A 20,968-nucleotide genomic window follows, 5' to 3' on the forward strand; every position below is an offset into this window, starting at 1 on the left:
TTTGCAACGTGCGTCCACCTGTTGAGACGTCAACGCAGGACATGCCGATGAACGCGCCAAGCCCAGCGTGGAGAGCCTGGCTGCTGACCGATACGCCCGCTTCGCGCAGGCAGGCGGCGCTCGGTCTTGCGTATCGTCGCTGGCGGCGTTTCTCGGGTAATCCGCTATCGGTGTTCGGTCTGTCGATTCTCGTCCTCCTCACGATCGTCGCCGTCGTCGGTCCCTGGATCGCGCCGCATGATCCGCTTCGGCAGGTGTTGTCCGACCGTCTGCTGCCGCCCGGTTCGGCCTCTCATTGGCTTGGCACCGATCAGCTCGGACGCGATATTCTTTCGCGCATCATTTACGGCTCGCGCCTGACGCTGTCGATTGCGATCCTCGTTGTCGTGGTCGTCGTGCCGATCGGCTTGCTGATCGGCACGACGGCGGGCTTCTTCGGAGGCTGGGTCGACAACGTGCTGATGCGCGTGACGGATATCGCGCTCGCGTTCCCGAAGATCGTGCTTGCGCTCGCATTCGCCGCGGCATTGGGGCCCGGTGTGTTCAATGCAGTGATCGCTATTTCGATCACCGCGTGGCCCGCGTATGCGCGCCTTGCACGCGCGGAAACGTTGAGGCTCGTGCAAGCCGATTTCATACACGTCGCGCGGCTGCAAGGCGCGTCGAACCTGCGCATCCTGTTGCGCTATATCGTGCCGCTGTGTTCGTCATCGGTGATCGTTCGCGCGACGCTTGATATGGCGGGCATCATTCTGACCGTCGCGGGCCTGGGTTTTCTGGGGCTCGGCGCCCAACCGCCCAGTCCCGAATGGGGCTTCATGGTCGCCTCGGGCCGCAACGTCCTGCTCGACGCGTGGTGGGTGGCGACGATACCGGGCTTCGCGATTCTGCTCGTGAGCCTCGCGTTCAACCTGCTCGGCGACGGCTTGCGCGACGTGTTCGATCCACGCCATGGAGACTGATATGGGCACGAACGAAACGCGCTCGCCTCTCTGTGAGATCGACGATCTGCGCATCGCATTTCGCACGCACGATGGCACACTGAATGAAGCCGTGCGCGGACTCTCGCTGACGTTGAATAAAGGCGAGCGGCTTGGCATCGTCGGCGAATCGGGTTCGGGAAAGTCGCTGACGGGCCGCGCGCTGCTCGGACTTCTGCCGCCAGCCGCGCATTACACCGCGAAAACGTTGTGCTTCGACGGAAATGATCTGCTGAACATGCGCGCCGACAGGCGCCGCCGTCTATGCGGTCGGCAAATGGGCATGATCCTGCAAGATCCGAAGTACTCGCTGAACCCGGTGATGACCGTCGCGCAGCAAATGCGCGAGGCGTTTGCACTGCATGATCCGAGACTCAACCGGCATGCGATGCGTGAAAAGATCATCGCGGCCCTCGAAGCGGTGCATATCCGTAACCCTGCACGCGTCGCCGATTCCTACCCGCATGAGCTTTCCGGCGGCATGGGACAGCGCGTGATGATCGCGATGATGGTATCGACGGGACCCCGCCTGCTGATCGCCGACGAGCCGACCAGTGCGCTCGACGTGCTCGTATCGATGCAGGTGCTCGCCGTACTCGACGAAATGATCGCCAAACACGATACCGGCCTCATTTTCATCAGCCATGACTTGCCGCTCGTCATGTCGTTCTGCGATCGGGTGGTGGTGATGTATGCGGGGCGTGTCGTCGAAACGTGCGCGGCGCGAGATCTCATGCATGCACAACACCCCTATACGCGCGGCTTGCTTGCCGCGAATCCGCCGCTTGCCAATCCGCCTGCCGAACTGCCCGTTCTGTCGCGCGATCCTGCATGGCGCAACGACACGCATGGAGCGTCCGCATGATCGACGTCGATGCGTTGACAGTGCGCTTCAAGACGAACGCGGGCGCGGTCGATGCCGTCCGCGATGTGAGCTTTCATGTAGCGCAAGGCGAAGCGTTCGGGCTCGTCGGTGAGTCGGGTTCCGGCAAGTCGACCATTCTTCGTGCGTTGAGCGGACTGACGCCTGGCGCGCAAGGCACGGTGCGCATTGCGCAGCAAGGCGGTGTCGCGCAAAAGCGCGCTGTGCAAATGGTGTTTCAGGACCCGTACGGCTCGCTGCATCCACGCTTCACTGTCGATCAGACATTGCGCGAACCGTTGCGTATCAACCGCATCGGTCAGCATGAAGAACGTATCGTCAATGCGCTGCGTGAAGTCGGGCTCAATGCGTCGTTTCGATTTCGCTATCCGCATCAGCTCTCGGGTGGGCAGCGGCAACGCGTGGCGATTGCGCGCGCGCTGATCGTCGAGCCGCGTGTGTTGCTGCTCGACGAGCCGACATCGGCGCTCGATGTTTCCGTGCAAGCCGAGATATTGAACTTGCTCAAGCGCCTGCATCGCGAGCGTAATCTGACGATGATTCTCGTCACACACAATCTCGCGGTCGTGAGCTTTCTGTGCTCGCGCGTTGCGATCATGCGCAATGGCGTGATCGTCGAGGAACTCGATGTGGGGAAAATCAGAGCACAGGAGGTCGATAACGAGTATTCACGCAGCCTGTTGCTCGCGACGAATGGCTATCAGCGCAAGGCTGTCGGCGCGTTGGGTATCGACGCTGCGCTATAAAGGCGCTCGTGTCTGCGACGGTCGTGAAGAATTCGTTCGACGACGTGCTCGAACGTGCCAGACTGGATACCGCCCAGAGCCGCGCGCGCGATTTTGGCATCGCGTCTTCCAGTCGCGCGCTCACCGTTCAGAAGGGTCGGAAGGCGACGGCTCTACTGCTTGCGATTCGGTCTTGCGGCGAACGTTGAACCACGCCGCGTACAGAGCCGGCATGAAGAAAATGGTCAGCAAGGTCGCAATGGTAAGGCCGCCCATGATGGCGATGGCCATAGGCGCCCAAAATATGCTTCGAGTGAGCGGAATCATGGCGAGCACCGTGGCAGCGGCGGTCAACGTGACCGGACGCGTGCGATGCACGGCCGCATCGACGACCGCCGTCCACGTGTCCCGCCCTTGCGCGATTTCCGTCTGCACCTGGTCCACAAGGATCACTGAGTTTCGCATGATCATCCCGCACAGCGCGGTGATGCCGAGAATGGCGACGAACCCGAGCGGCGCCTGGAAGATGAGCAGCGCCGCGACCACGCCGATGAGCCCCAGCGGGGCCGTGAGGAATACCATCGTCATGCGCGAGAAGCTCTGCAGCTGCAGCATGAGGATCGTCAGGATGGTGACCAGCATGACGGGAAAGACCGCCATCAGCGCGCGATTGGCCTTGTCGCTTTCCTCGACCGCGCCGCCCACGTCGATGCGGTAACCGAAGGGCAGCTGCGCCTCGATGTCCTTCAGGAGCGGCCGGATTTCCTGGGTCACGGACACGCCCTGCTCACCATCCTTGACGTCTGCCCGCACGGTGATCGCCATGTCGCGGTTGCGGCGCCAGAGCACCGGCTCTTCAAGTTCATAGCGCACGCGTGCGACCTGCGACAGCGGCACCACCGTTCCCTCGCGGGTATAGAGGTTCACGTCCTTCAGCACGCCTAGATCGAGCCGCTCGGAAGGCACCGCGCGAGCGACTATTTCAATCAGGTCCTCCCCCTCGCGCAAGTGGGACAGCGGTGCGCCGTTCGTGAATGTCTGGGTCACGAAGGTGACGTCGGCTGGAGCCAGCCCTAGCGCGCGCGCCTTGTCCTGGTCGAGGTCGATCTTCAACGTACGAACCGGGTCGTTCCAGTCGAGCTGCACGTCACGCACTTTGGGGCTCGACGCGACCACTCTTTCGACTTCGCGGGCGATTTCGCGGACCTTCTGTGTGTCCGAGCCGACGACGCGGAACTGGACCGGGAACCCAACTGGCGGACCAAGTTCGAGGCGGGTGACTCGAACCCAGGCTTGAGGGAATTGCTCGTTGACGGTTTGCATCAGGCGCGAGCGCACGCGCTCACGGGCCTTCGTGTCTTTCGTCATCACCACGAAGACGGCGTAGCCCGGGTTCGGCAGTTCGGGATTGAGCGCGAGATAGAAGCGTGGCTGCCCCGCTCCCGTGTAGGCCGTGAAGAAACGCACGTCCTGGTCCTTCTTGAGCAGCGCCTCCATTTTCTTCACCTGCTCGGTCGTCGCGGCGAACGACGCCCCTTCTTTCAGTCGCAGCTCGACGACCAGCTCCGGTCGCGCGCTGCTCGGGAAGAACTGCTGGGGTACGAGCCGGCTCGCGACAACCGCGGCGGCGAGCGCGATCAACGTCGCCCCGATGACCCACCAGCGTCGCACGAGCGCCAGGTCGATCCACGTTCGCAGCTTGCGATAGAAAGGCGTGTCGTATGGATCGCTGCCATGTTGCTGCTTTCCGATGTCCTTCGGCAGCAGGTTGACGGCCAGATATGGCGTGATGATCCCCGAGACGACCCACGAGAACAGCACTGCCGTGCCGACGATCCAGAAAATGCCGCCCGCGTATTCGCCGGTGGTCGACTGGGAAAAACCGATCGGCATGAAGGCGGCAGCCGTAATGAGCGCGCCGGTCAGCCGCGGCATGGCAGTCGCCGTGTATGAATAGGCGGCCGCCTTCACGCGGTCCCAACCTTCCTCCATTTTCACGACCATCATCTCGACCGCGATGATGCCGTCATCGACCAGCAGACCGAGGGCAATGATGAGGGATCCGAGCGAGACGCGCTCGAGATTCCAGCCCATCGCACGCATGACCAGGGCGACGACACCGAGCACGATCGGCACGGAAATACCGACCACGATTCCCGTGCGCCACCCGAGACTGATGAGACAGACCGCGAGCACGATGGTCAGCGCTTCCAGCAGCGAGCGCTCGAACTCCCAGATCGATTCGCTGACGACGGTCGGCTGATCGGCCACCCGCTCGAGTTCAACGCCGTAGGGCAGCTCGAGCTGCACTTTTGCGACTGCCTGCTCGATCGCCTTGCCCAGGTCGACAATGTTGCCGTCGTCGGTCATCGTGATGCCGAGCATCAGCACCTGCTGCCCGTTATGGCGTACCGTATAGATCGGCGGATCTTCGTATCCGCGTGTGATCGTCGTGAAGTCGCCGAGCTTGAGCAGTCGCCCGCCGGCAGCGATCGGAACGTTGCGGATATCGTCGAGGCTGTGGAACTGGCCGCTCACGCGCACGAGCACGCGGTCGCCGTGCGTGTCGACCTGGCCGCTGGCCAATACGCTGTTTTGGCTTCTGAGGCTTTCAGCGATCTGCAGCGGCGTAATCCCGAGCGCGGCGAGCCGCTCGTTCGAGAATTCGACGTAGACCTTCTTGGCCTGCTTGCCATAGATGTCGATCTTTTTCACCATCGGCACCTTGAGCAGCTGCCGCTTGATGGTTTCCGATACGTCGGACAGCTCCCACTGACTGACGCCGTCTCCTTTGACGGCATAGAGCAACCCGGTCACGTCGCCGTATTCGTCGTTGAAGATCGGGCCGATTACACCATCAGGAAGCTCGAGCTTGATGTCGGTGAACTTCTTGCGCGCCTGGTACCAGGCCTCGCGCTGGTCCTCATGGGACGTGCCGCCCTTCACGGTGATCGTCATGCCGCCATAGCCCTGGCGCGCATAGGTCACGACCTTCTCGAAATGATCGAGTTGCTCGAACTTCTTTTCCATGCGGTTGAGCAGCTCGTCCTGGATCTGTTGCGCGGTGGCGCCGGGCCAGATCACGAGCGCCGTCATCGACGGCACCGAGAAGTTCGGGTCCTCGAGCTGGCCGAGCCTGGCGAAGCTGAGCGTACCGCCAATGCCGATCACGAGGATCAGGAACAGCACGATGGCGCGGTGGTTCAGCGCCCATTCGGTGAGATTGAACGGCTTCATTGCACAGCTTGCCCGGTTTGCGGAACACCCGGTGCGCCTGCAAGCGCGACCTTCAGGCCCGGGGCCATCTTCTGTACCCCCGCGGTCACGACGAGTTCGCCAGCAGGCGGACCGGAAACGAGCACGTCGTCATTGCGATAGCCGTGCACCGAAACGCGGACGAGGTCGACCGTACCCACCGACCGGGAACCCTCGCGACGAACCACCCAGACGGCGGGCTGCCCCTTGTTCTGCGTGAGTGCCGAGGCGGGAATCACGGCCGCCGGCGCTTCGCCGGCCGGACGTTCGACCAGCAGCGTAGCGGTCGCGCCGAGCGGCAGCGGCCTCGGTACCGCGGGCTTCAGGCGGGCGCGGTAGGTCCGGGTTTGCGCCGCGGCCTGCGGCGAGAGCTCGCGCAACTGGACCTCGAAGCTTTGCTCCGGCGCGCTGGCGAGCCACGCCTTATATCGCGCCGCGCTGAACGTTGCAAGACGATCTTCCGGAAGATCGGCGACGATTTCGGGCTCGCCCTCGTTCGCGATCGATACCATCGGCTGTCCTTCGGCGACAACCTCGCCCACCTCGAACCGCACGGCCGTGACGACGCCACTCTGCGACGCGCGCAGCACCGTGTATTTCAGCCGGTTGCGTGCGAGTTCGAGCTTCTTGCGCTCGGCCTCTGCCGTCGCCGAAGTTGTCTGCGCGCCGGTCTGTGCCTTCTCGTCGTCGGAGACGCTTACGGAGCCGTCGGTCTTGAGCGAGGTGAGCCGCTGCCGATCGGACTCGGCGAACCTCGCCTGTGACACGGCCGCGGTGAGCTGCTGTCGCGCCGCTTCCTCGGCAAGCTGATAGTCGGTGTCGTCGAGCACTGCGAGTACATCGCCTTCGCGAACCTTCTGACCGACGTCGACCTTGCGCTTGACGACCTTGCCGCCGACACGGAACGCCTCGTTGACTTCATGGCGCGACTGCACGGTGCCGACATACCGATCCGTCACGGCGCTATCGTCATAGCGGATCTCGACAGTGCGGACCGCTCGAAGCGCCTCGGGGGCGGGCTTCGATCCGCATGCGACCAGCATCGCGGCACTCGGCAACACCGCGAACAGCGTGCGTAGAGAGTTTTTCACGATGGTTCCTTGTCTCGGTCCACACTCGATGAATTGCCGGAAACCGGCGTGCCGTCAGGCGCGGCCACGGGCTCGAAGACCTCCCAGCCGCCACCGAGCGCCTTGTAGAGCTGGACGCTGGCGAGCAGCAATTGCGTGCGGCTGTCGTTGTCGATCGCACGGACGGCCAACCGCGTCCGCTGAGCATCGAGCAGCGGCAGCAGATCGATCTGGCCGCGGTTGTAGAGCGATTGCGCGCGGCCCAGCGCCGCTTCGGCACTCGACGCGGCGTCGTGCAGCAGCTGCGCCCGCTGGCGCTCATCGTCGAGCGCGACCAGCGCGTTCTCGACGTCTTCGAGCGCTCGCACGATCGCGTCCTCATAGTGAAGCACCGCTTCCTTCTGACCGCTTTCGGCGATGTCGTTGATCGCGCGAGTCCGCCCCGCATTGAAGATCGGCATGGCGATGAGGCCCGCTACGTTGCTGAAGCGCGCGGGACCGAGCGCAACGCCGTTGAGGTCGATCGACTCACGGCCGAACACTGCGCCGAGAATGAGCCGCGGAAACCATTCCGCCATCGCTTGTTGCCTGCGCGCGTTGGCAGCATCGAGCTGCGCGCTTGCGACGAGCAGGTCCGGTCTGCGCTGCAGCAGGGCGGCCGGTTGCCCCGGATGCGCGGGCGGAACGATGGCTTCGACGCCCGATGGCGCGATGCTCTCGGCGTTGAAAGCCTGGTCTCCCACGAGCACCGCAATGCGATGGCGCGAGATCGCAGCAAGCGTCTCGAGCGGCGGTATCGCCGCGTGCGTTTTGGATGCTTCCGTCTGCACGCGCTCGACATCGAACGGCGTCGCGAGCCCGGCGCGTTCACGGGCGATCACGAGGCGCAGCGTCTCGTCCTGCGCAGCCGAGATCGCGCGCACGGTCTCCAGCTGGCGCAACGCCCCGACGAGCGTAAAGTAGTTCGTCGCAACATCGGTCATCACGAGAAGGCGCACGCCGCGCGCGGTATTCTCGACTGCGGCCGCATCGGCTGCAGCCGCCTTCGCACCTGCCCGCAGGCGGCCGAACAGGTCGACTTCCCACGAGGCGGCGATACCGACCTGTCCCGCTCGCGTATTCGCCGCTTCGGGCACGAAGTTCTTCAGGGCGGTATCGTAGGTCGTCGTGTGATTGAAGCCGTTGGCGCCAACGATCACGGTCGGCCAGAGCCACGACCGGCTGATTGTTTCTCCGGCTCGCGCGGCGCGCACGCGTTCCGCCGCGATCCGGACGTCCCGGTTTTCGTGCGCCGCGCGACGGACCAGATCGGACAGCACCGGATCGCCATAGCTATCCCACCAGGCGGCCTCGGGCTCCTCCGTCGATGCTGAGGTGGCCGCAAACCTGTCTGGCACCTCGACCGCGGGTTGCATCACCGGTGTTGCGCAACCGGCCAGAACGACCGCGAGCGACACCGCGAACGCAACCGCCCTGCCGCGACCCGCCACTCCAGCGGGCCGCGATGGGCGCCTCGTTGTGCGAAAAATGGTCGATATGGGCAGCATGGTGCGGGGGTCCAGCAGCGTTGGTCTACGACTGGCGTAATGGAAGGCCGGCGCGACTTCGGGTTCGCGGCGCCGACCCACGCCAGCCGTTCCACCCCACCAGTTTTATACGCAGACGATTGCGGCCGGCACTGCCGCCGCGGTTACCTGTCAGCCTGGAATCACGCTACTCGCCCTCCAGGCCAAAAGCTTGACCCAGATCATGAGATTGACACCGTGAAGCTTGGGCGGCGCGTAGGCCATGCCGCGGCCCCTTGCTGGGGGAAGACGCATATCGCTGATCGACCACTGCGGCTCAGTCTTCCCTCTCCGGCTCTGCGCGCCGAATGAGATTGACACCGTGAAGCTTGGGCAGCGCGTAGGCCATGCCGCGGCCCCTCGCTTGGGGAAGACGCATATCGCTGATCGACCACTGCGGCTCAGTCTTCCCTCTCCGGCTCTGCGCGCCGATCGCGTGGTTCTTCCAGAACAGGTTGTGAATCCTCGATCTGAGGACGTTCAGCGCGTCTGGAGTAAGGTCGCTGTAGCTGAGCAGTGCCATTGGGCTTCCGCTTCCTGCAGGCACTCGCTCTATGGAATCGAAAGTTGGGAATCCGTGCCTCTGCAAAAACTCAATCGCTTCTCCTGCGCCAGTTCAGGCCTTTCCGCTGCTAGCAAAATAGCGGTCATGGCTAGCAGAAACTACGAGCGCCAATAGCTGCAGACCCGCGTCGAACTGCTCGATGGAAAAGCGGAAAGCTGCTTTCGAAACCGGTACCCGCATTTCAGGTCACCTGAGGCCGTTCGGGGTTGAACGAATACTCCCCCGCTTTTCGTCCACTCCCAAAAACTGCGAGCACCAACAGCATTGCCCATACTCACAAACTGGTCGCGCTGTGCTGGAAGATCGATCGCAACATCGTATTGACCGCGCGAATGATCCCGCATCAGCATGAGCATTGCAATCGCGGCTCTATGTCCTTCAACAACGTGCTTGCTCCACGGTGATGTCGACGCAGAATTTCAAGGTAAACATGGACACATCCAGGATATTCGCCAGTTCCTTCATCGATTCATTTGGCTCCACCTATCGGCCGAGCTTCCTCAATTTTCAACAGAGTCAGGAAAACGAAACTTTGAGGCGGCTGGTTCGGCCCATCTCGCCCCCGGCCCGACTCCGCATCAGTTGTCGTCAGCCGGAATGACGGTATACTCACGTTATCCAACACTCGGACTGAATCCGAGCCGCAAGACCATACGTGGGATTCCGATGTCCGTTAGCGCTCGCACTTTCTTCTATATCCAGCAGGTCGAACAATTGATTCGCCGTAGACTGGACGAATGTCTGCTGGCGATCGACATTACGGCTGGCCAATACATGGTCCTGAACCTGATCGCCCACCATGAGCCCGTATCGTCGGCCGATCTGGCTCGCAAGACCATGATGACGGCGCAGTCGATGGGAGAATTCATTCGGGCGCTCGAGGCCAAAAAGCTCATCGAACGGCAGTCCACGGAGCTCAACAAGCGCACCATGCTGATTTCGTCGACTGCCGCTGGGCGTAAGGTCCTTATCCGGTGTGAATCGAAAATCGACGAAGCCGAGCGTGACTTCTTCAGTTGCCTCAACGGCGAGGACGTCGCCAGCCTGCGCATCCTGATGAGCCGGGTGCGCAGCGCACAACTCGGGAAGCACGCCAAGGAAGGCGATTCAGCCACGCCTTCCAGCTAACAACGCGCGGATTCCACCCTCCGCGCGTAGGCCCTCTGCGATCCCGTCTTTGGACTTTCTGGTGGACGTGACGATTACGCGTCCAGGGTCAACACGGGCGTCCTGCTGCGCGAGCAGCAGATGAGCATGTTTTGTCCGGTGGCACGAGCCTCGGCGGATAACAGGCTGTCTCGATGATCCGGCGTCCCGTCGAGGACGCGCGTCTCGCACAACCCGCAAGCTCCCTGCATGCAGCCGAATGGGACATCTATGCCATTTTCGAGCAGAACGTCGAGAATTGACTGATCTGGAGCAACTTCAAATGACTGACCGGATTTCGCCAGGACGACCGTGAACTCCTGACTGTCACCCTGATGCTGCGTGGACGCGAACCGCTCCAGATGCACGGTTCCCGCGGGCCGAGCCGCAGTTGCCGCCTCGAATGTGTCAAGCATCGATTGGGGACCGCAACAGTAGACGTGTGCGTCGGTTGGGACGTCACGAAGAACCGCGCCGATGTCCAATGCTTGCCCGCCATGCTCGTTGTCAAAATGGACGTGGAGCTTGCCGTTGGTCGAACCTTCTGAAAAAGCTTTGATATCCGAAATGTATGCCACACGACTGCGGTCGCGCGCCGCGTAGTGCAGCACCCACGAACGCCCCAGTGTCTCGAGCCGTTGCACCATGGACCAAAGCGGCGTAATACCAATGCCGCCCGCGATCAACACGCTCAGGCTCGCGTCCTCTACCAGAGGGAACAGATTGCGGGGCGCGCCGATCTGCAAAATGTCGCCGACGCGCAGCGTTTCGTGAATGTGCCGCGACCCGCCACGGCTGCGGGCGTCTTTTGCGACTGCGATTTCATAGCGTTTTGGCGCGCCATCCCTGCGTACGACAGAGTAGCAGCGTGAGAGCTTCCCGCCGAGGTTGACATCGATATGGGATCCAGCGCTTGCAGCGGGCAAATCGCTTCCGTCCAGCGCTTCGAGCAAGAGGCTAACTATGCTGTCCGCCAGCAAGGTCATCGATTTGACGCGGACGTTGGTAAGCGGTAATTCGCTCATAGAATATCTGGTTCGTTCATAGGGTAGACAAAATCAACCCGGCGATGAGTGCGCACCGCGCGCGCCGATTGAAGCCCGGTGTTCGCCGATTGGACCGCTCTGCGATCGCAAGGCTCGCGCAGTGCCCCGGGCGCGAACCCGGCATATTCGGCACGCAACATGCCGGGATTCGCGAGCGCATATGGACCGAGTTATCAGATCCAGTCATCGGGCACGGAAAGAAGGCTGTCGTTGCCGCATTCGATGCGACGACAAATCGCTTCCAGCAGTGGCATTTGTCTTTCCATCCAGGTCTTTGCCAATGCCAGCTTGGTGGCGCGCGTCATCTCATCGACGTACCGGCATTTCGAGTTCTCGAGTACGGTCGCGGCGATTTCGCACCAGGTCCAGCCGACGTACAAGATACCCATTGCGGTTAGAACGTCGTATGAAGCGGCGTCGGCATGGCCATAGTTCGCGGAGCCCTCTGTTTTCACCCATGCGATGGATTTGCTAAGGCGTTTCAGTCCATCTTCAAGCGGCACCGTATACGTCTTGAGCTCCACATCATAGGTGTGACGCTCGATGAAACCGGAAATCGCTTGCGCGAAGTGTTTCCATCGGCGACCTTCCTGCGAGAAGAGTTTTCGGTGCACCAGATCAGTCGCCTGAATTCCGTTTGCGCCTTCGTAAAGCTGACCGACTCTGGCATTACGTACGAACTGTTCGATGCCGTAGTCCTTGATATAGCCGTGTCCGCCGAGCACCTGCTGGCACGCGACTGCGGCTTCGAAGCCTCGGTCGGTAAAGAATGCTTTCATCACGGGAGTCAGGATGTCGAGCATGTCGGCGGCGGCCTGCCGCTCCTGCGGGTCAGGGCCTGACTGAGCAATCGACTGCCACATCGCCGCTCGCATCGCGCCGGCGCGCGCCCCTTCGGCGAAAGAGCGCGCTTCGAGCAGCAGGCGTCGCACGTCTGCATGCGCGATGATCGGGTCTGCCACTTTCGCCGGATCGCGCAGCTTCGGGCCCGCCCGCCCCGAGTGCCGTTCCCGCGCATAGTCCGCCGCGTTCTGCCGCGCAATTTCTGCGTAACCGACCCCGGACACGGCTGTGCCCACACGGGCGTAGTTCATCAAGTGAAACATCGGCGCCATGTTGGCCGCCGTGCCGTGGCCGTCCGTCTCGCCGATGCGCCACCCAACAGCCTCTTCGAAATCGAGTGCACAGGTGGCGCTGCCCTCGATCCCCATCTTGTGTTCGATGGACCGCGCATGGACATTGTTGAGTTCGCCCGGCTCGCCGGTCTGCGCGTCGATCGTCCGCTTGGAAACCATGAAGACGTGCACCAAAGAAAGGTCAGCCGTCACGCGTCCTTGTTCGTCGGGCACCTTGGCGAGCACGATGTGCACGATGTTGTCAGTCAGATCATGATCGCCACCGGAGATGAAAATCTTGCGTCCGGTGATCCGCCACGTCCCGTCAGGCTGGCGTATCGCGCGGGTCGAAATCTGGCGCAGATCGGTGCCCGCCTGCGGCTCAGTCATGCACATTGTGGCGGTCCAGTCGCCGTCCGAGAGACGCGGCACGACATGCCGTTTGATCCATTCAGGCGCAAGCGCGGCCAGCATGCTGGCCGCCGGTGCGCAAAAACTGCTGTACATCGAGAATGATTGGCCGGTGGATGCGCGCATCTCCGACATGGGGACCGACATGACCGGCGGCAGTCCGGCCCCGCCCAGCGTTTCTGCGAGGCTCAGGCGGTGCCACCCCGCTTCACGATAGGCATCCCAGGCTTCCTTGAAGCCAGCAGGCGTGCGAACCTGTCCATCGTGAATCCGGGCGCCCTCGGTATCGCCGGGTTGATTGAGTGGGTGCAGCACCTCCTCGTGAAACTGACCGGCGGCTTCGAGGACGGCCGACGTCAGGTCGGGCGTCAGCTCGGCGAAGCCAGGCACGTCGTTGCGTTCATCTACTCGCAGGAAGTCATGAATAATGAAGAGCCAGTCTTTGACTGGGGCGCGATAAGTCGGCATGGTTAGCGTAATGTTCTGACGTTGGAGATTCGTTCCGATGCCTCGGCGAGCTGCACGAGCAGTTCCGCGGGCCGGAATAGATCGCCATGGTGGGCGCGAAGCGCGGTGAGTTTCGTGACGATGGACTGGAGCCCGAGCATGTCGGCGTAATACATGGGGCCACCTTTCCAGTCCGGCCACCCATAGCCGAGCTGCCAGACCAGATCGATGTCGCTGGCACGCCCGACGATCCCTTCGGCGAGCAGTTTTGCGCCCTCGTTGATCATCAGCAGAACCAGGCGGTCGTGAACTTCTTCGTCCGAAATCGCGCGCCGCTCGATGCCTTCGACGCGCGAAGCTTCCTCGATCAACGCCGTCACCTCCGGGTCCACGAGCGGGCGCCGCTTGCCTGGCTCATAGCGGTAATAGCCGCGCCCGGCGCGCTGCCCGGTACGGCCGCGCGCATGCAACTGCTCGATGAGCCAGTCTTTCTTCCCTGCCTTCTGGCGAGCACGGAAAGTCAGTTCTATACCGCCGGCCATATCCTGCAGTTCGAACGTTCCCATTGGCAGACCGAGGTTGCGCTGCACACGGTCGATCTGGTCGGGCAGCGCGCCTTCGAGCAGCAGACGAGCGGCCTGGCGCTCGCGGGCGATCATCATGCGATTGCCCACGAACCCATCGCACACACCAACGACGATCGCAAACTTGCCGATCGATGCGGCAAGGCTGCGCGCAGCGTCCAGTGCCTCAATCGATGTCGACGAGGTACGAATCACCTCGATGAGCCGCATCACGTTGGCCGGGTTAAAGAAATGAAGCCCGACCACGGAATCAGGACGTTGCGTCGCGGCCGCGATCAGATTGATGTCGAGGGTTGAGGTGTTGGTCGCAAGCAGCGCTCCGGGCGGCGCGTACCGGTCGATTTGAGCGAACAACTGCTGCTTGAGCGCCAGGTCTTCCCACACCGCTTCGATGACCACGTCGGCGTTTGCGATCTCGGCCATCTCCTGACCCGACGTCAAGCGAGCGAGCCGCGCGTCACGCTCGGCGGGTGCAAGACGCTGGCGCTCCACATCGCGCCCGAGCGACTCGCCAATCCGCCCGATCGCAGCGGCATGCGATGCTTCCGCCTGGTCGATCAGGTGCACCGAAAGGCCGCCCGCCAGCAACGCCATGGCAATGCCCGCACCCATGTTGCCCGCACCGATGACCACGGCACGACGGAACACACGCTGGCTGCGCAGCGCCTGTGCCTCCACCTCTGCCCGCGCCGCTTGCGTGTAGGCCCTCGCGGCCTCGGCGCAAGTCGTGGTGAAGGCGGGCACGGGCGGCCCATCTTGCGCTGGCACGAAACGCAGCGTCACCGGGTCGCCAATGTTCAGCGCGCGCACGTCTGAGTCGAGGATCACGGAATGCACACGCAATCCTTCTTCCAGTTCGATAATGACCGGCGCCACCGGGCGAGGACTGCGCTCGACAATCGAATAAGAATAGATCGTGCCGCGCCCCGACAACTTCCGCCATGACATTTCCCGGCTGCCGCAGAACGGGCAGTGCATTCGTGGATAGTAGTGCGGCGTATCGCAGGCGCTGCAATGCCGGGCTTGCAGTTCTCCCGAACGAGCCGCTTCCCAGAACGGTTCGTCGCCGGGAAACACTACCGGTGCGGGTGGAAATCCCCGATCCTGTTTCATGTTAATCACTCCGCTTGCAGAATTAAGGTGCCCGCCGCGTGGGTGCCAGCCAGATTGCCGCCCGTGCCGTGCGCGAGCACGAACTCGCGGCGCGCCACCTGGACCGCCGGATGTGCCTCGCCTCGGCATTGCCGCACGGCTTCAAGGATTTTCGTCATTCCGCCTTTGTTACCGGGGTGGTTGTTGCACAGGCCGCCGCCGTCCGTGTTGAACGGCAAGCGGCCATGGCCTGCGATCAGGTTGCCGTCCGCGACGAACCACCCGCCCCTTCCCTTGGCGCAAAAGCCCAGGTCTTCGAGCTGCACGATGACGGTGATGGTGAAGCTGTCGTACAACGACGCGTAGCCGATGTCAGCCGGGCTGATTCCGGCCTCGGCAAACGCGACCACCCCCGAGCGTGCGCCAGCCGAGGTCAATAGCTCGATACGTCCGGCGTCGGGGTGCTTGACCGCGGCCCCTGTCCCGATGACCTTGACCTTCGGGCGCGCCAACCGCTTCGCTATTTCCGGGCGCGTGACGACCACGGCGCCACCGCCGTCCGTCACGACGCAACAGTCGAGACGGTGCAGCGGATCGGCGACGAGCGGCGAATCGAGCACATCCCGCACCGAAACGACTTCGCGGTGCACGGCGTTCGGGTTGTGCTGCGCATGATGCGAGGCGGCGACGCGGACCCAGGCGAGCTGCTCGGGCGTCGTGCCGAATTCGTGCATATGTCGGCGCGCCACCATCGCGTAGCCGTACATCGGATGGGGCGGAACTGCGGCCTGGAACGGCAGGTTCGGCATCGTGTCCCGATCGACACCGGCGAGTCGGGTGCCTGCGCCCACCGCGAGGGGTCGATCAGCCATCGTGATCAGGGCCACATTGCAGTGCCCTGCCGCGATGGCCTCCACCGCGTGCGCCACGTGCAACAGATAAGCTGAGCCGCCCGATTCCGTCGTATCGACATGACGCAAGTTGCGCAGGCCGATGTACTCGGCCATCGTGAGCGCTCCGAGTCCAGGGGCGTCGGCGCCGCAAAAAAAGCCGTCGACGTCATCGAGCGAGAGTCCTGCGTCCTCCAGTGCGCCGAGCGCGACATCCGCATGCATCTGGGCAGTCGACAATCCGTCGGCCCGGCGAACAGGATGTTCGTAGATACCCGCGATATAGGCGGCGCCTTTGGTATTCATGGTGAGGAGTGCCTCCTTCGTTAGTGCGCGACGTCGAGGCAGCGGGGAACCACCGTCTCACACCTTGCCGAGCAATCTGTCCGATATAGTAAGGCTACCTTATATCATGCCAACGAGGATAAGTTCGGAATTTGTCCCTAGGGTTTGCTCTATGTGGATGAAGGTCAATAACTTATGTAAGGTAGCCTTACTTTGTGACGCGACCATACCGTTGCGCGATCAACGAGATGCTTTTCCTGAACATGACTGCCCAGTTCCCTTTCATCAATCTCCCCTTCCTCGAGCGCGATCTCGAGGTCGCCGAGCAAGACGACGGCACCGTGCTGATGCGTAGCAGGGTGCCGCTTGGTCCTGTCGAAGCTCATCTTCCGGCCGTCCTGAAGCGTCGGGCGCTCGAACGCCCCGAGCGGCCATGGCTCAACCAGCGCTGCCAGCAGACGGGCGACTGGCGCACGCTGACTTACGGGGAAGCTGCCCGCCAGGCGGACGCTGCGACCCAATGGTTGCTGACACAACGTCTCGACGGGCGCAGCGTGATGGTGCTGAGCGGCAACACGCTGGAACATGCAGTTGTCGAACTGGCCGCCATGCAGGCGCGCATGCCCTATGTGCCGGTGACGCCCGCCTATTCGCTGCTGAGTACCGATCACGCGAAGCTCAAAGCGATGGTCGCCTTGATCAAGCCGGCAGTGATCTTCGTGCAGAGCGCGAGCCAGTTCCAGGCGGCGCTGCGTGCCGTCGCGTCGTGTGACGCGTGGGTGATCTACGTCGACGAGCCAGTAAATGACTTCGACGCCACGGCCTGGAGCGCAGTCGTCACCACGCCAGTGAGCCTCGCGGTGCAGCGGTCGATCGACACCATCACACACGATACCGTTGCGAAGTACCTCTTTACGTCGGGCTCGACCGGCGAACCCAAGGCGGTGCCGGTCACGCAGCGCATGATTTGCGTCTCGATGGCCATGCATGCAAAGACTGTGGGGTACGATCCCATAGCGCCTGAATCGGTGCTGCTCGAATGGTTGCCGTGGAGCCATGTGGCCGGCGGCACGGCGATCTTCAACAGCATCGTGAACGATGGCGGGACGATGTACATCGACGACGGACGCCCGGTGCCCGGCGAGTTCGCGAAGACGCTGCGCAACCTCGACGAGGTTTCGCCGACACGCTTCAGCAGCGTGCCTGCAGGCTACGCCATGCTCGCGGACGCGCTGGAAGCGGACGAGACGCTCGGCCAGCGTTTTTTCCGCCGCCTGCGCCGCCTGACCTCCTCCGGCGCCAAACTGCCTGACAGCCTCTACGAACGCCTGCAGACACAGGCCGTCCGCCACCTCGGGCACCGCATTCCGTTCGTCGCAAGCTATGGCTCGACCGAGACATGCGCGGCGACCACGGTCGTGCACTGGCCAACGGGACAGGCCGGGCTGGTCGGCCTGCCCCAACCTGGCGTCGAACTCAAGCTGGTGCCGCTCGATGAAGAGCGTTATGAAATCCGCGCGCGTGGCGCCTCTGTCATGGAGGGCTATTTCCGGCAGCCAGAACTGACACGCCTCGCCTTCGACGACGAAGGTTATTACCGCCTGGGCGATGCGGTGACCTTCGTGGATCGGACGCGACCTGAGGAAGGGCTGGCGTTTGCCGGTCGCGTCGCCGAAGAATTCAAACTGCAGTCTGGCATCTTCGTGCGCGTGGGCACGCTGCGCGTCGAGGTGGTTAGCAGCGCCGCGCCACTGCTGCGCGATGTGGTCGTCGTGGGCGCCGATCTACCTTATGTGGCACTGCTCGCGTGGCCAAACCCGGACGCATGTCAGGAACGTTTCGGCATGCGCGACGCTCACGCGCTCTCCAGCCATGCGCCATTGCATGACGCGCTGCGCGAATCGCTTTTGCGTCACAACGAACGTCACACCGGCAGCAGCATGCGCATACGCCGCGTGATGGTGTTGAACGAACCGCCATCGAGCGATGCCGGGGAGATCACCGACAAGGGCTATATCAATCAGCGCGCCGTGCTCGCCCGGCGGGCAAGCGCAGTCGCAGCGCTATACGCGGACAACCCCGGCGCGAACGTCGTGACAATCGAAGCGTAGCCTCCCCAAAGAGTCTTTTCCAACAAAGAATCATGACCAACAATACTTCCACCGCAGCCGAGTCGCTGATCGAGATTCAACGCGAAGGTGAGATCGCGCTCGTCAAACTGAATCGCGCTGACAAGCGCAACGCGATCAACGACGCATTGCTTGCCGAGCTTGCATCCGTATTCACCGACGGACTGGAAGGCGCGCGCGCCGTCATTCTCCATGGCGAGGGCGAGCACTTTTGCGCAGGCCTGGACCTTTTCGAGCTCATGAGCAAGCGCAGCCCCGATGTGCTCGCAGGCATGCGTCGCACCCGGGCATGGCACCGTACCTTCGACCAGATCCAGTATGGCGAACTACCGGTCATCAGCGTTCTGAAGGGTGGCGTTATCGGCGGCGGCTTCGAGCTTGCCGCAGCGACACACGTTCGCGTCGTCGAACGATCGGCGTTCTTTCAGCTCCCCGAAGGCCAGCGCGGCATTTTCCTCGGCGGCAGCGGCTCAGTGCGGATTCCGCGGCTCATCGGCGCCTCGCGCGTAACCGAAATGATGCTGACGGGCAGCGTGCTCAATGTGGACGATGCACACCGGATTGGTCTTGCGCATTATGTCGTCGACGATGGCGCAGGCGTTGAAAAGGCTCGCGAGCTGGCCAGGCGCATTGCCAGCAACGCGCCTGCGACCAACTACGCGATCATCAACGGCATCAGCCGGATCTCGGAGATGCCGGTTGGCGAGGGACTGTTCGCCGAAACCATGATCACGTCGATGACCCGGTCCGCCAACACGGACGCAGCAAAACGGATTGCCGAATTCTTCGATGGCCGCCGCAACCAGACTTCCTCCGAAGCAACCTGACGAATCTACGCTTCTGAATAACTGGTTAAGCGAACTGCGTGATAAGGATACCGAAATGCTATCTAAGGAAGACAACGCGCTGCTGACCCGCGTCAGCAATGGCGCGCCGATGGGGCAGATGCTCAAGCAAAACTGGTGGATTCCAGCGGCATTGTCGGACAAGCTGCAAGCCGACGGAAAACCGCTGCGCGTCAAACTATTCGGAGCGCAATACGTTGCGTTTCGCGCAACCCATGGCAAGGTGGGTTTCTTCGATGAGGCGTGCCCGCATCGGGGCGCTTCACTCGCGATCGGGCGCAACGAAGACAACGCATTGCGCTGCATCTATCACGGCTGGAAATTCAATGTAGACGGCGTGACGGTGGCCGTGCCGACGCAGCCAACGAATGAAGCGGAGTACTGCAAGCACGTCCCCCTCAAGCACTATCCGGTACGTGAGGAAGGCGGCATTGTCTGGGTGTGGCTGGGCGTTGGCGAGACGCCCCCGGCATTCCCTGAATTGCCGTTCGTCGGTCTGCCGCGCGAAAACTTCGTTGTATTCCGGCAGAAGGTCAACGCCAACTGGCTGCAAGGCGTGGAGACCACCATGGACTCCGCCCATCTCGGCGTGCTCCACCAGAGCTGGCTCGTCGGCTTCGGCGACATCGAGTTTTCTTCAGAAAACATGGCGCCCGTGTATCACATTGCGCAAAAGCCGTTCGGCTTTCGTTATGCGGCAGTGCGCGCACTCAAGGAAGGTCGCTCGTACGTTCGCACGAACTCGTTCGTCATGCCGTGGTTCGGCATTGTTTCGCCCAACAGCTCCGACACGAAAGGCGGCAGCATTTTCTTCTCCGTACCGATCGACGACGAGAACATCTACTACTGGCAGATGACCTATCGCGTCAACGAAAAGCTGGTGCCCAACAAGACGCATTTGTACGAGGACCCGGATTCGTGGCCGCCTTTGCCGCCGGGTCCGCCCGAGGACAACTGGGGGCAGGACCGCGAAGCCATGAAGCAAGGTCACTTCACTGGCTTTACGCAGATGCTGGGCACCGAGGACTTCGCCGTCATGATGAGCATGGGGCCGATCGTCGATCGTTCGAAGGAGTACCTCGGCGCCGGCGATGGTGCGGTTCTGGCCGTGCGGCGCTGTCTTTTGAAGGCCGTGCGCGAATTCATGGGCAACTCGGTGCCTACGCTCGCACGCCATGAAGAGATCGACTATCTGAGCGCCGGCCCGATTTCGGGGATTTTCAAGGACGAAGCTGAGTGGCGCGCCCTGCTATGAAAAGCGAACTCGTACAACGCCTGAAGCGACTTGATACGTGCGCAGTCTCCGATGCGCTCGATCGACTCGGCATCACGGGACAGGTCACGACCAGGCTTGCGCGGCGGGCCTCGAATCACAAGATCGCCGGCGCTGCAGTGACTTGCCGGCTCGTGCCCGCCGGCGCAGCCGTGCGCCGCGACGCCCCGGTTCGCCACCTCGGCACCACGGCTATCGAACTCGCCAACGCTGGGGACGTGATCGTCGTCGAACAGCGCACCGGCATCGACGCGGGCTGCTGGGGCGGCATCCTTTCTCTCGCGGCGTCTCTCAAGGGTATCGCGGGCATCGTGGCGGATGGCCCTGTGCGTGACATCGAGGAAGCGCGCGAATACGACTTGCCCGTGTTCTCCAGCGCCCTCACGGCGCGCACGGCACGCGGACGCGTCGAGGAGGACTCGGTGAACGCGCCAGTGTGCGTGGACGGCGTGGTCGTGCATGCCGGCGATCTGGTCATCGCCGACGCCAGCGCCGTCGTGGTCTTGCCTGCGGCGAAAGCAGCCGGGATCGTTGCCGTCGCGGAGCACATCGCCGCGCGTGAAGCGGCCATGGCGAAGGATCTGCTGGCGGGACGTCCCGTCACCGAGGTGATGGGCAAAGACTACGAGCACATGCTCGTTAGCGACGCAATACAAGGATGA

The 20,968-nt window shown here is 62.6% G+C and carries 16 protein-coding genes; 8 read left to right on the forward strand and 8 right to left on the reverse strand.

The window, feature by feature from the left end; all coding sequences use genetic code 11:
• The first annotated feature begins 47 nt into the window (after positions 1–47).
• The 3 genes from nikC to BMI01S_RS16130 are packed head-to-tail and all read left to right on the forward strand — an operon-like array spanning position 48 to position 2,609.
• On the forward strand, positions 48–962 hold the full coding sequence (nikC, locus tag BMI01S_RS16120) for a nickel transporter permease (RefSeq protein ID WP_028231520.1): 915 nt from the start codon (positions 48–50) through the stop codon (positions 960–962).
• Between the two features lies 1 nt (position 963).
• Positions 964–1,845: an ABC transporter ATP-binding protein gene (locus BMI01S_RS16125; RefSeq protein WP_028231521.1), complete on the forward strand. Its 882-nt coding sequence runs from the start codon at positions 964–966 to the stop codon at positions 1,843–1,845.
• Positions 1,842–2,609 carry an ABC transporter ATP-binding protein gene (locus BMI01S_RS16130; protein ID WP_028231522.1) on the forward strand — a complete coding sequence of 256 codons (768 nt, stop codon included), beginning with the start codon at positions 1,842–1,844 and terminating at the stop codon, positions 2,607–2,609. The genes BMI01S_RS16125 and BMI01S_RS16130 overlap by 4 nt, the downstream gene beginning before the upstream one ends.
• A 120-nt stretch (positions 2,610–2,729) precedes the next feature.
• On the opposite strand, the gene BMI01S_RS16135 is transcribed toward BMI01S_RS16130, so the two are convergent.
• From BMI01S_RS16135 to BMI01S_RS42400, 4 genes are all read right to left on the reverse strand, one after another.
• Positions 2,730–5,825, reverse strand: a complete 3,096-nt coding sequence (locus tag BMI01S_RS16135; protein ID WP_028231523.1) for an efflux RND transporter permease subunit — start codon at positions 5,823–5,825, stop codon at positions 2,730–2,732.
• Positions 5,822–6,934 carry an efflux RND transporter periplasmic adaptor subunit gene (locus tag BMI01S_RS16140; RefSeq protein ID WP_028231524.1) on the reverse strand — a complete coding sequence of 371 codons (1,113 nt, stop codon included), beginning with the start codon at positions 6,932–6,934 and terminating at the stop codon, positions 5,822–5,824. Before BMI01S_RS16140 ends, BMI01S_RS16135 begins: the two co-directional genes overlap by 4 nt.
• On the reverse strand, positions 6,931–8,460 hold the full coding sequence (locus BMI01S_RS16145; protein ID WP_042289822.1) for an efflux transporter outer membrane subunit: 1,530 nt from the start codon (positions 8,458–8,460) through the stop codon (positions 6,931–6,933). Before BMI01S_RS16145 ends, BMI01S_RS16140 begins: the two co-directional genes overlap by 4 nt.
• 295 nt (positions 8,461–8,755) lie before the next feature.
• Complete coding sequence (locus BMI01S_RS42400) at positions 8,756–9,001, reverse strand: hypothetical protein (protein WP_063619605.1); 246 nt, start codon at positions 8,999–9,001, stop codon at positions 8,756–8,758.
• Between the two features lie 390 nt (positions 9,002–9,391).
• On the opposite strand from BMI01S_RS42400, the gene BMI01S_RS39035 reads away from it, so the two are divergent.
• Positions 9,392–10,171: a MarR family winged helix-turn-helix transcriptional regulator gene (locus tag BMI01S_RS39035; protein WP_081723466.1), complete on the forward strand. Its 780-nt coding sequence runs from the start codon at positions 9,392–9,394 to the stop codon at positions 10,169–10,171.
• 74 nt (positions 10,172–10,245) lie between these two features.
• On the opposite strand, the gene BMI01S_RS16160 is transcribed toward BMI01S_RS39035, so the two are convergent.
• From BMI01S_RS16160 to BMI01S_RS16175, 4 genes are all read right to left on the reverse strand, one after another.
• A complete protein-coding gene (locus BMI01S_RS16160) occupies positions 10,246–11,214 on the reverse strand; it encodes a PDR/VanB family oxidoreductase (RefSeq protein WP_028231526.1) in 969 nt (322 codons plus the stop codon).
• Between the two features lie 194 nt (positions 11,215–11,408).
• The gene (locus tag BMI01S_RS16165) at positions 11,409–13,229 is read right to left on the reverse strand and encodes an acyl-CoA dehydrogenase family protein (protein WP_028231527.1); all 1,821 of its coding nucleotides are present in this window, start codon (positions 13,227–13,229) and stop codon (positions 11,409–11,411) included.
• Positions 13,230–13,231: 2 nt separating this feature from the next.
• Positions 13,232–14,905, reverse strand: coding sequence for a 3-hydroxyacyl-CoA dehydrogenase NAD-binding domain-containing protein (locus tag BMI01S_RS16170; RefSeq protein ID WP_028231528.1), 1,674 nt, complete (start codon positions 14,903–14,905; stop codon positions 13,232–13,234).
• A gap of 5 nt (positions 14,906–14,910) precedes the next feature.
• Complete coding sequence (locus tag BMI01S_RS16175) at positions 14,911–16,080, reverse strand: thiolase domain-containing protein (RefSeq protein ID WP_028231529.1); 1,170 nt, start codon at positions 16,078–16,080, stop codon at positions 14,911–14,913.
• 242 nt (positions 16,081–16,322) lie between these two features.
• On the opposite strand from BMI01S_RS16175, the gene BMI01S_RS16180 reads away from it, so the two are divergent.
• The 4 genes from BMI01S_RS16180 to BMI01S_RS16195 are packed head-to-tail and all read left to right on the forward strand — an operon-like array spanning position 16,323 to position 20,968.
• Positions 16,323–18,170: an AMP-binding protein gene (locus tag BMI01S_RS16180; RefSeq protein WP_028231530.1), complete on the forward strand. Its 1,848-nt coding sequence runs from the start codon at positions 16,323–16,325 to the stop codon at positions 18,168–18,170.
• 32 nt (positions 18,171–18,202) lie between these two features.
• The gene (locus BMI01S_RS16185; protein WP_028231531.1) at positions 18,203–19,015 is read left to right on the forward strand and encodes a crotonase/enoyl-CoA hydratase family protein; all 813 of its coding nucleotides are present in this window, start codon (positions 18,203–18,205) and stop codon (positions 19,013–19,015) included.
• 55 nt (positions 19,016–19,070) lie between these two features.
• Positions 19,071–20,288 carry a Rieske 2Fe-2S domain-containing protein gene (locus BMI01S_RS16190; protein ID WP_028231532.1) on the forward strand — a complete coding sequence of 406 codons (1,218 nt, stop codon included), beginning with the start codon at positions 19,071–19,073 and terminating at the stop codon, positions 20,286–20,288.
• Positions 20,285–20,968 (forward strand): RraA family protein, encoded by a 684-nt coding sequence (locus BMI01S_RS16195; protein WP_028231533.1) that lies wholly within the window; start codon positions 20,285–20,287, stop codon positions 20,966–20,968. Before BMI01S_RS16190 ends, BMI01S_RS16195 begins: the two co-directional genes overlap by 4 nt.

It is taken from the genome of Paraburkholderia mimosarum LMG 23256 = NBRC 106338, from assembly GCF_000739815.1.
GTDB classification, from domain to species: Bacteria; Pseudomonadota; Gammaproteobacteria; order Burkholderiales; family Burkholderiaceae; genus Paraburkholderia; species Paraburkholderia mimosarum.

Bases quoted from the DNA above. Each gene is read 5' to 3' on its own strand.
- BMI01S_RS16190 (WP_028231532.1), top strand. From the start codon at position 19,071: ATGCTATCTAAGGAAGACAACGCGCTGCTGACCCGCGTCAGCAATGGC.
- BMI01S_RS16180 (WP_028231530.1), top strand. From the start codon at position 16,323: ATGACTGCCCAGTTCCCTTTCATCAATCTCCCCTTCCTCGAGCGCGAT.
- BMI01S_RS39035 (WP_081723466.1), top strand. From the start codon at position 9,392: ATGAGCATTGCAATCGCGGCTCTATGTCCTTCAACAACGTGCTTGCTC.
- BMI01S_RS16160 (WP_028231526.1), bottom strand. From the start codon at position 11,214: ATGAGCGAATTACCGCTTACCAACGTCCGCGTCAAATCGATGACCTTG.
- BMI01S_RS16145 (WP_042289822.1), bottom strand. From the start codon at position 8,460: ATGCTGCCCATATCGACCATTTTTCGCACAACGAGGCGCCCATCGCGG.
- BMI01S_RS16175 (WP_028231529.1), bottom strand. From the start codon at position 16,080: ATGAATACCAAAGGCGCCGCCTATATCGCGGGTATCTACGAACATCCT.
- BMI01S_RS16195 (WP_028231533.1), top strand. From the start codon at position 20,285: ATGAAAAGCGAACTCGTACAACGCCTGAAGCGACTTGATACGTGCGCA.
- BMI01S_RS16170 (WP_028231528.1), bottom strand. From the start codon at position 14,905: ATGAAACAGGATCGGGGATTTCCACCCGCACCGGTAGTGTTTCCCGGC.
- nikC (WP_028231520.1), top strand. From the start codon at position 48: ATGAACGCGCCAAGCCCAGCGTGGAGAGCCTGGCTGCTGACCGATACG.
- BMI01S_RS16185 (WP_028231531.1), top strand. From the start codon at position 18,203: ATGACCAACAATACTTCCACCGCAGCCGAGTCGCTGATCGAGATTCAA.
- BMI01S_RS16125 (WP_028231521.1), top strand. From the start codon at position 964: ATGGGCACGAACGAAACGCGCTCGCCTCTCTGTGAGATCGACGATCTG.
- BMI01S_RS42400 (WP_063619605.1), bottom strand. From the start codon at position 9,001: ATGGCACTGCTCAGCTACAGCGACCTTACTCCAGACGCGCTGAACGTC.
- BMI01S_RS16135 (WP_028231523.1), bottom strand. From the start codon at position 5,825: ATGAAGCCGTTCAATCTCACCGAATGGGCGCTGAACCACCGCGCCATC.
- BMI01S_RS16165 (WP_028231527.1), bottom strand. From the start codon at position 13,229: ATGCCGACTTATCGCGCCCCAGTCAAAGACTGGCTCTTCATTATTCAT.
- BMI01S_RS16130 (WP_028231522.1), top strand. From the start codon at position 1,842: ATGATCGACGTCGATGCGTTGACAGTGCGCTTCAAGACGAACGCGGGC.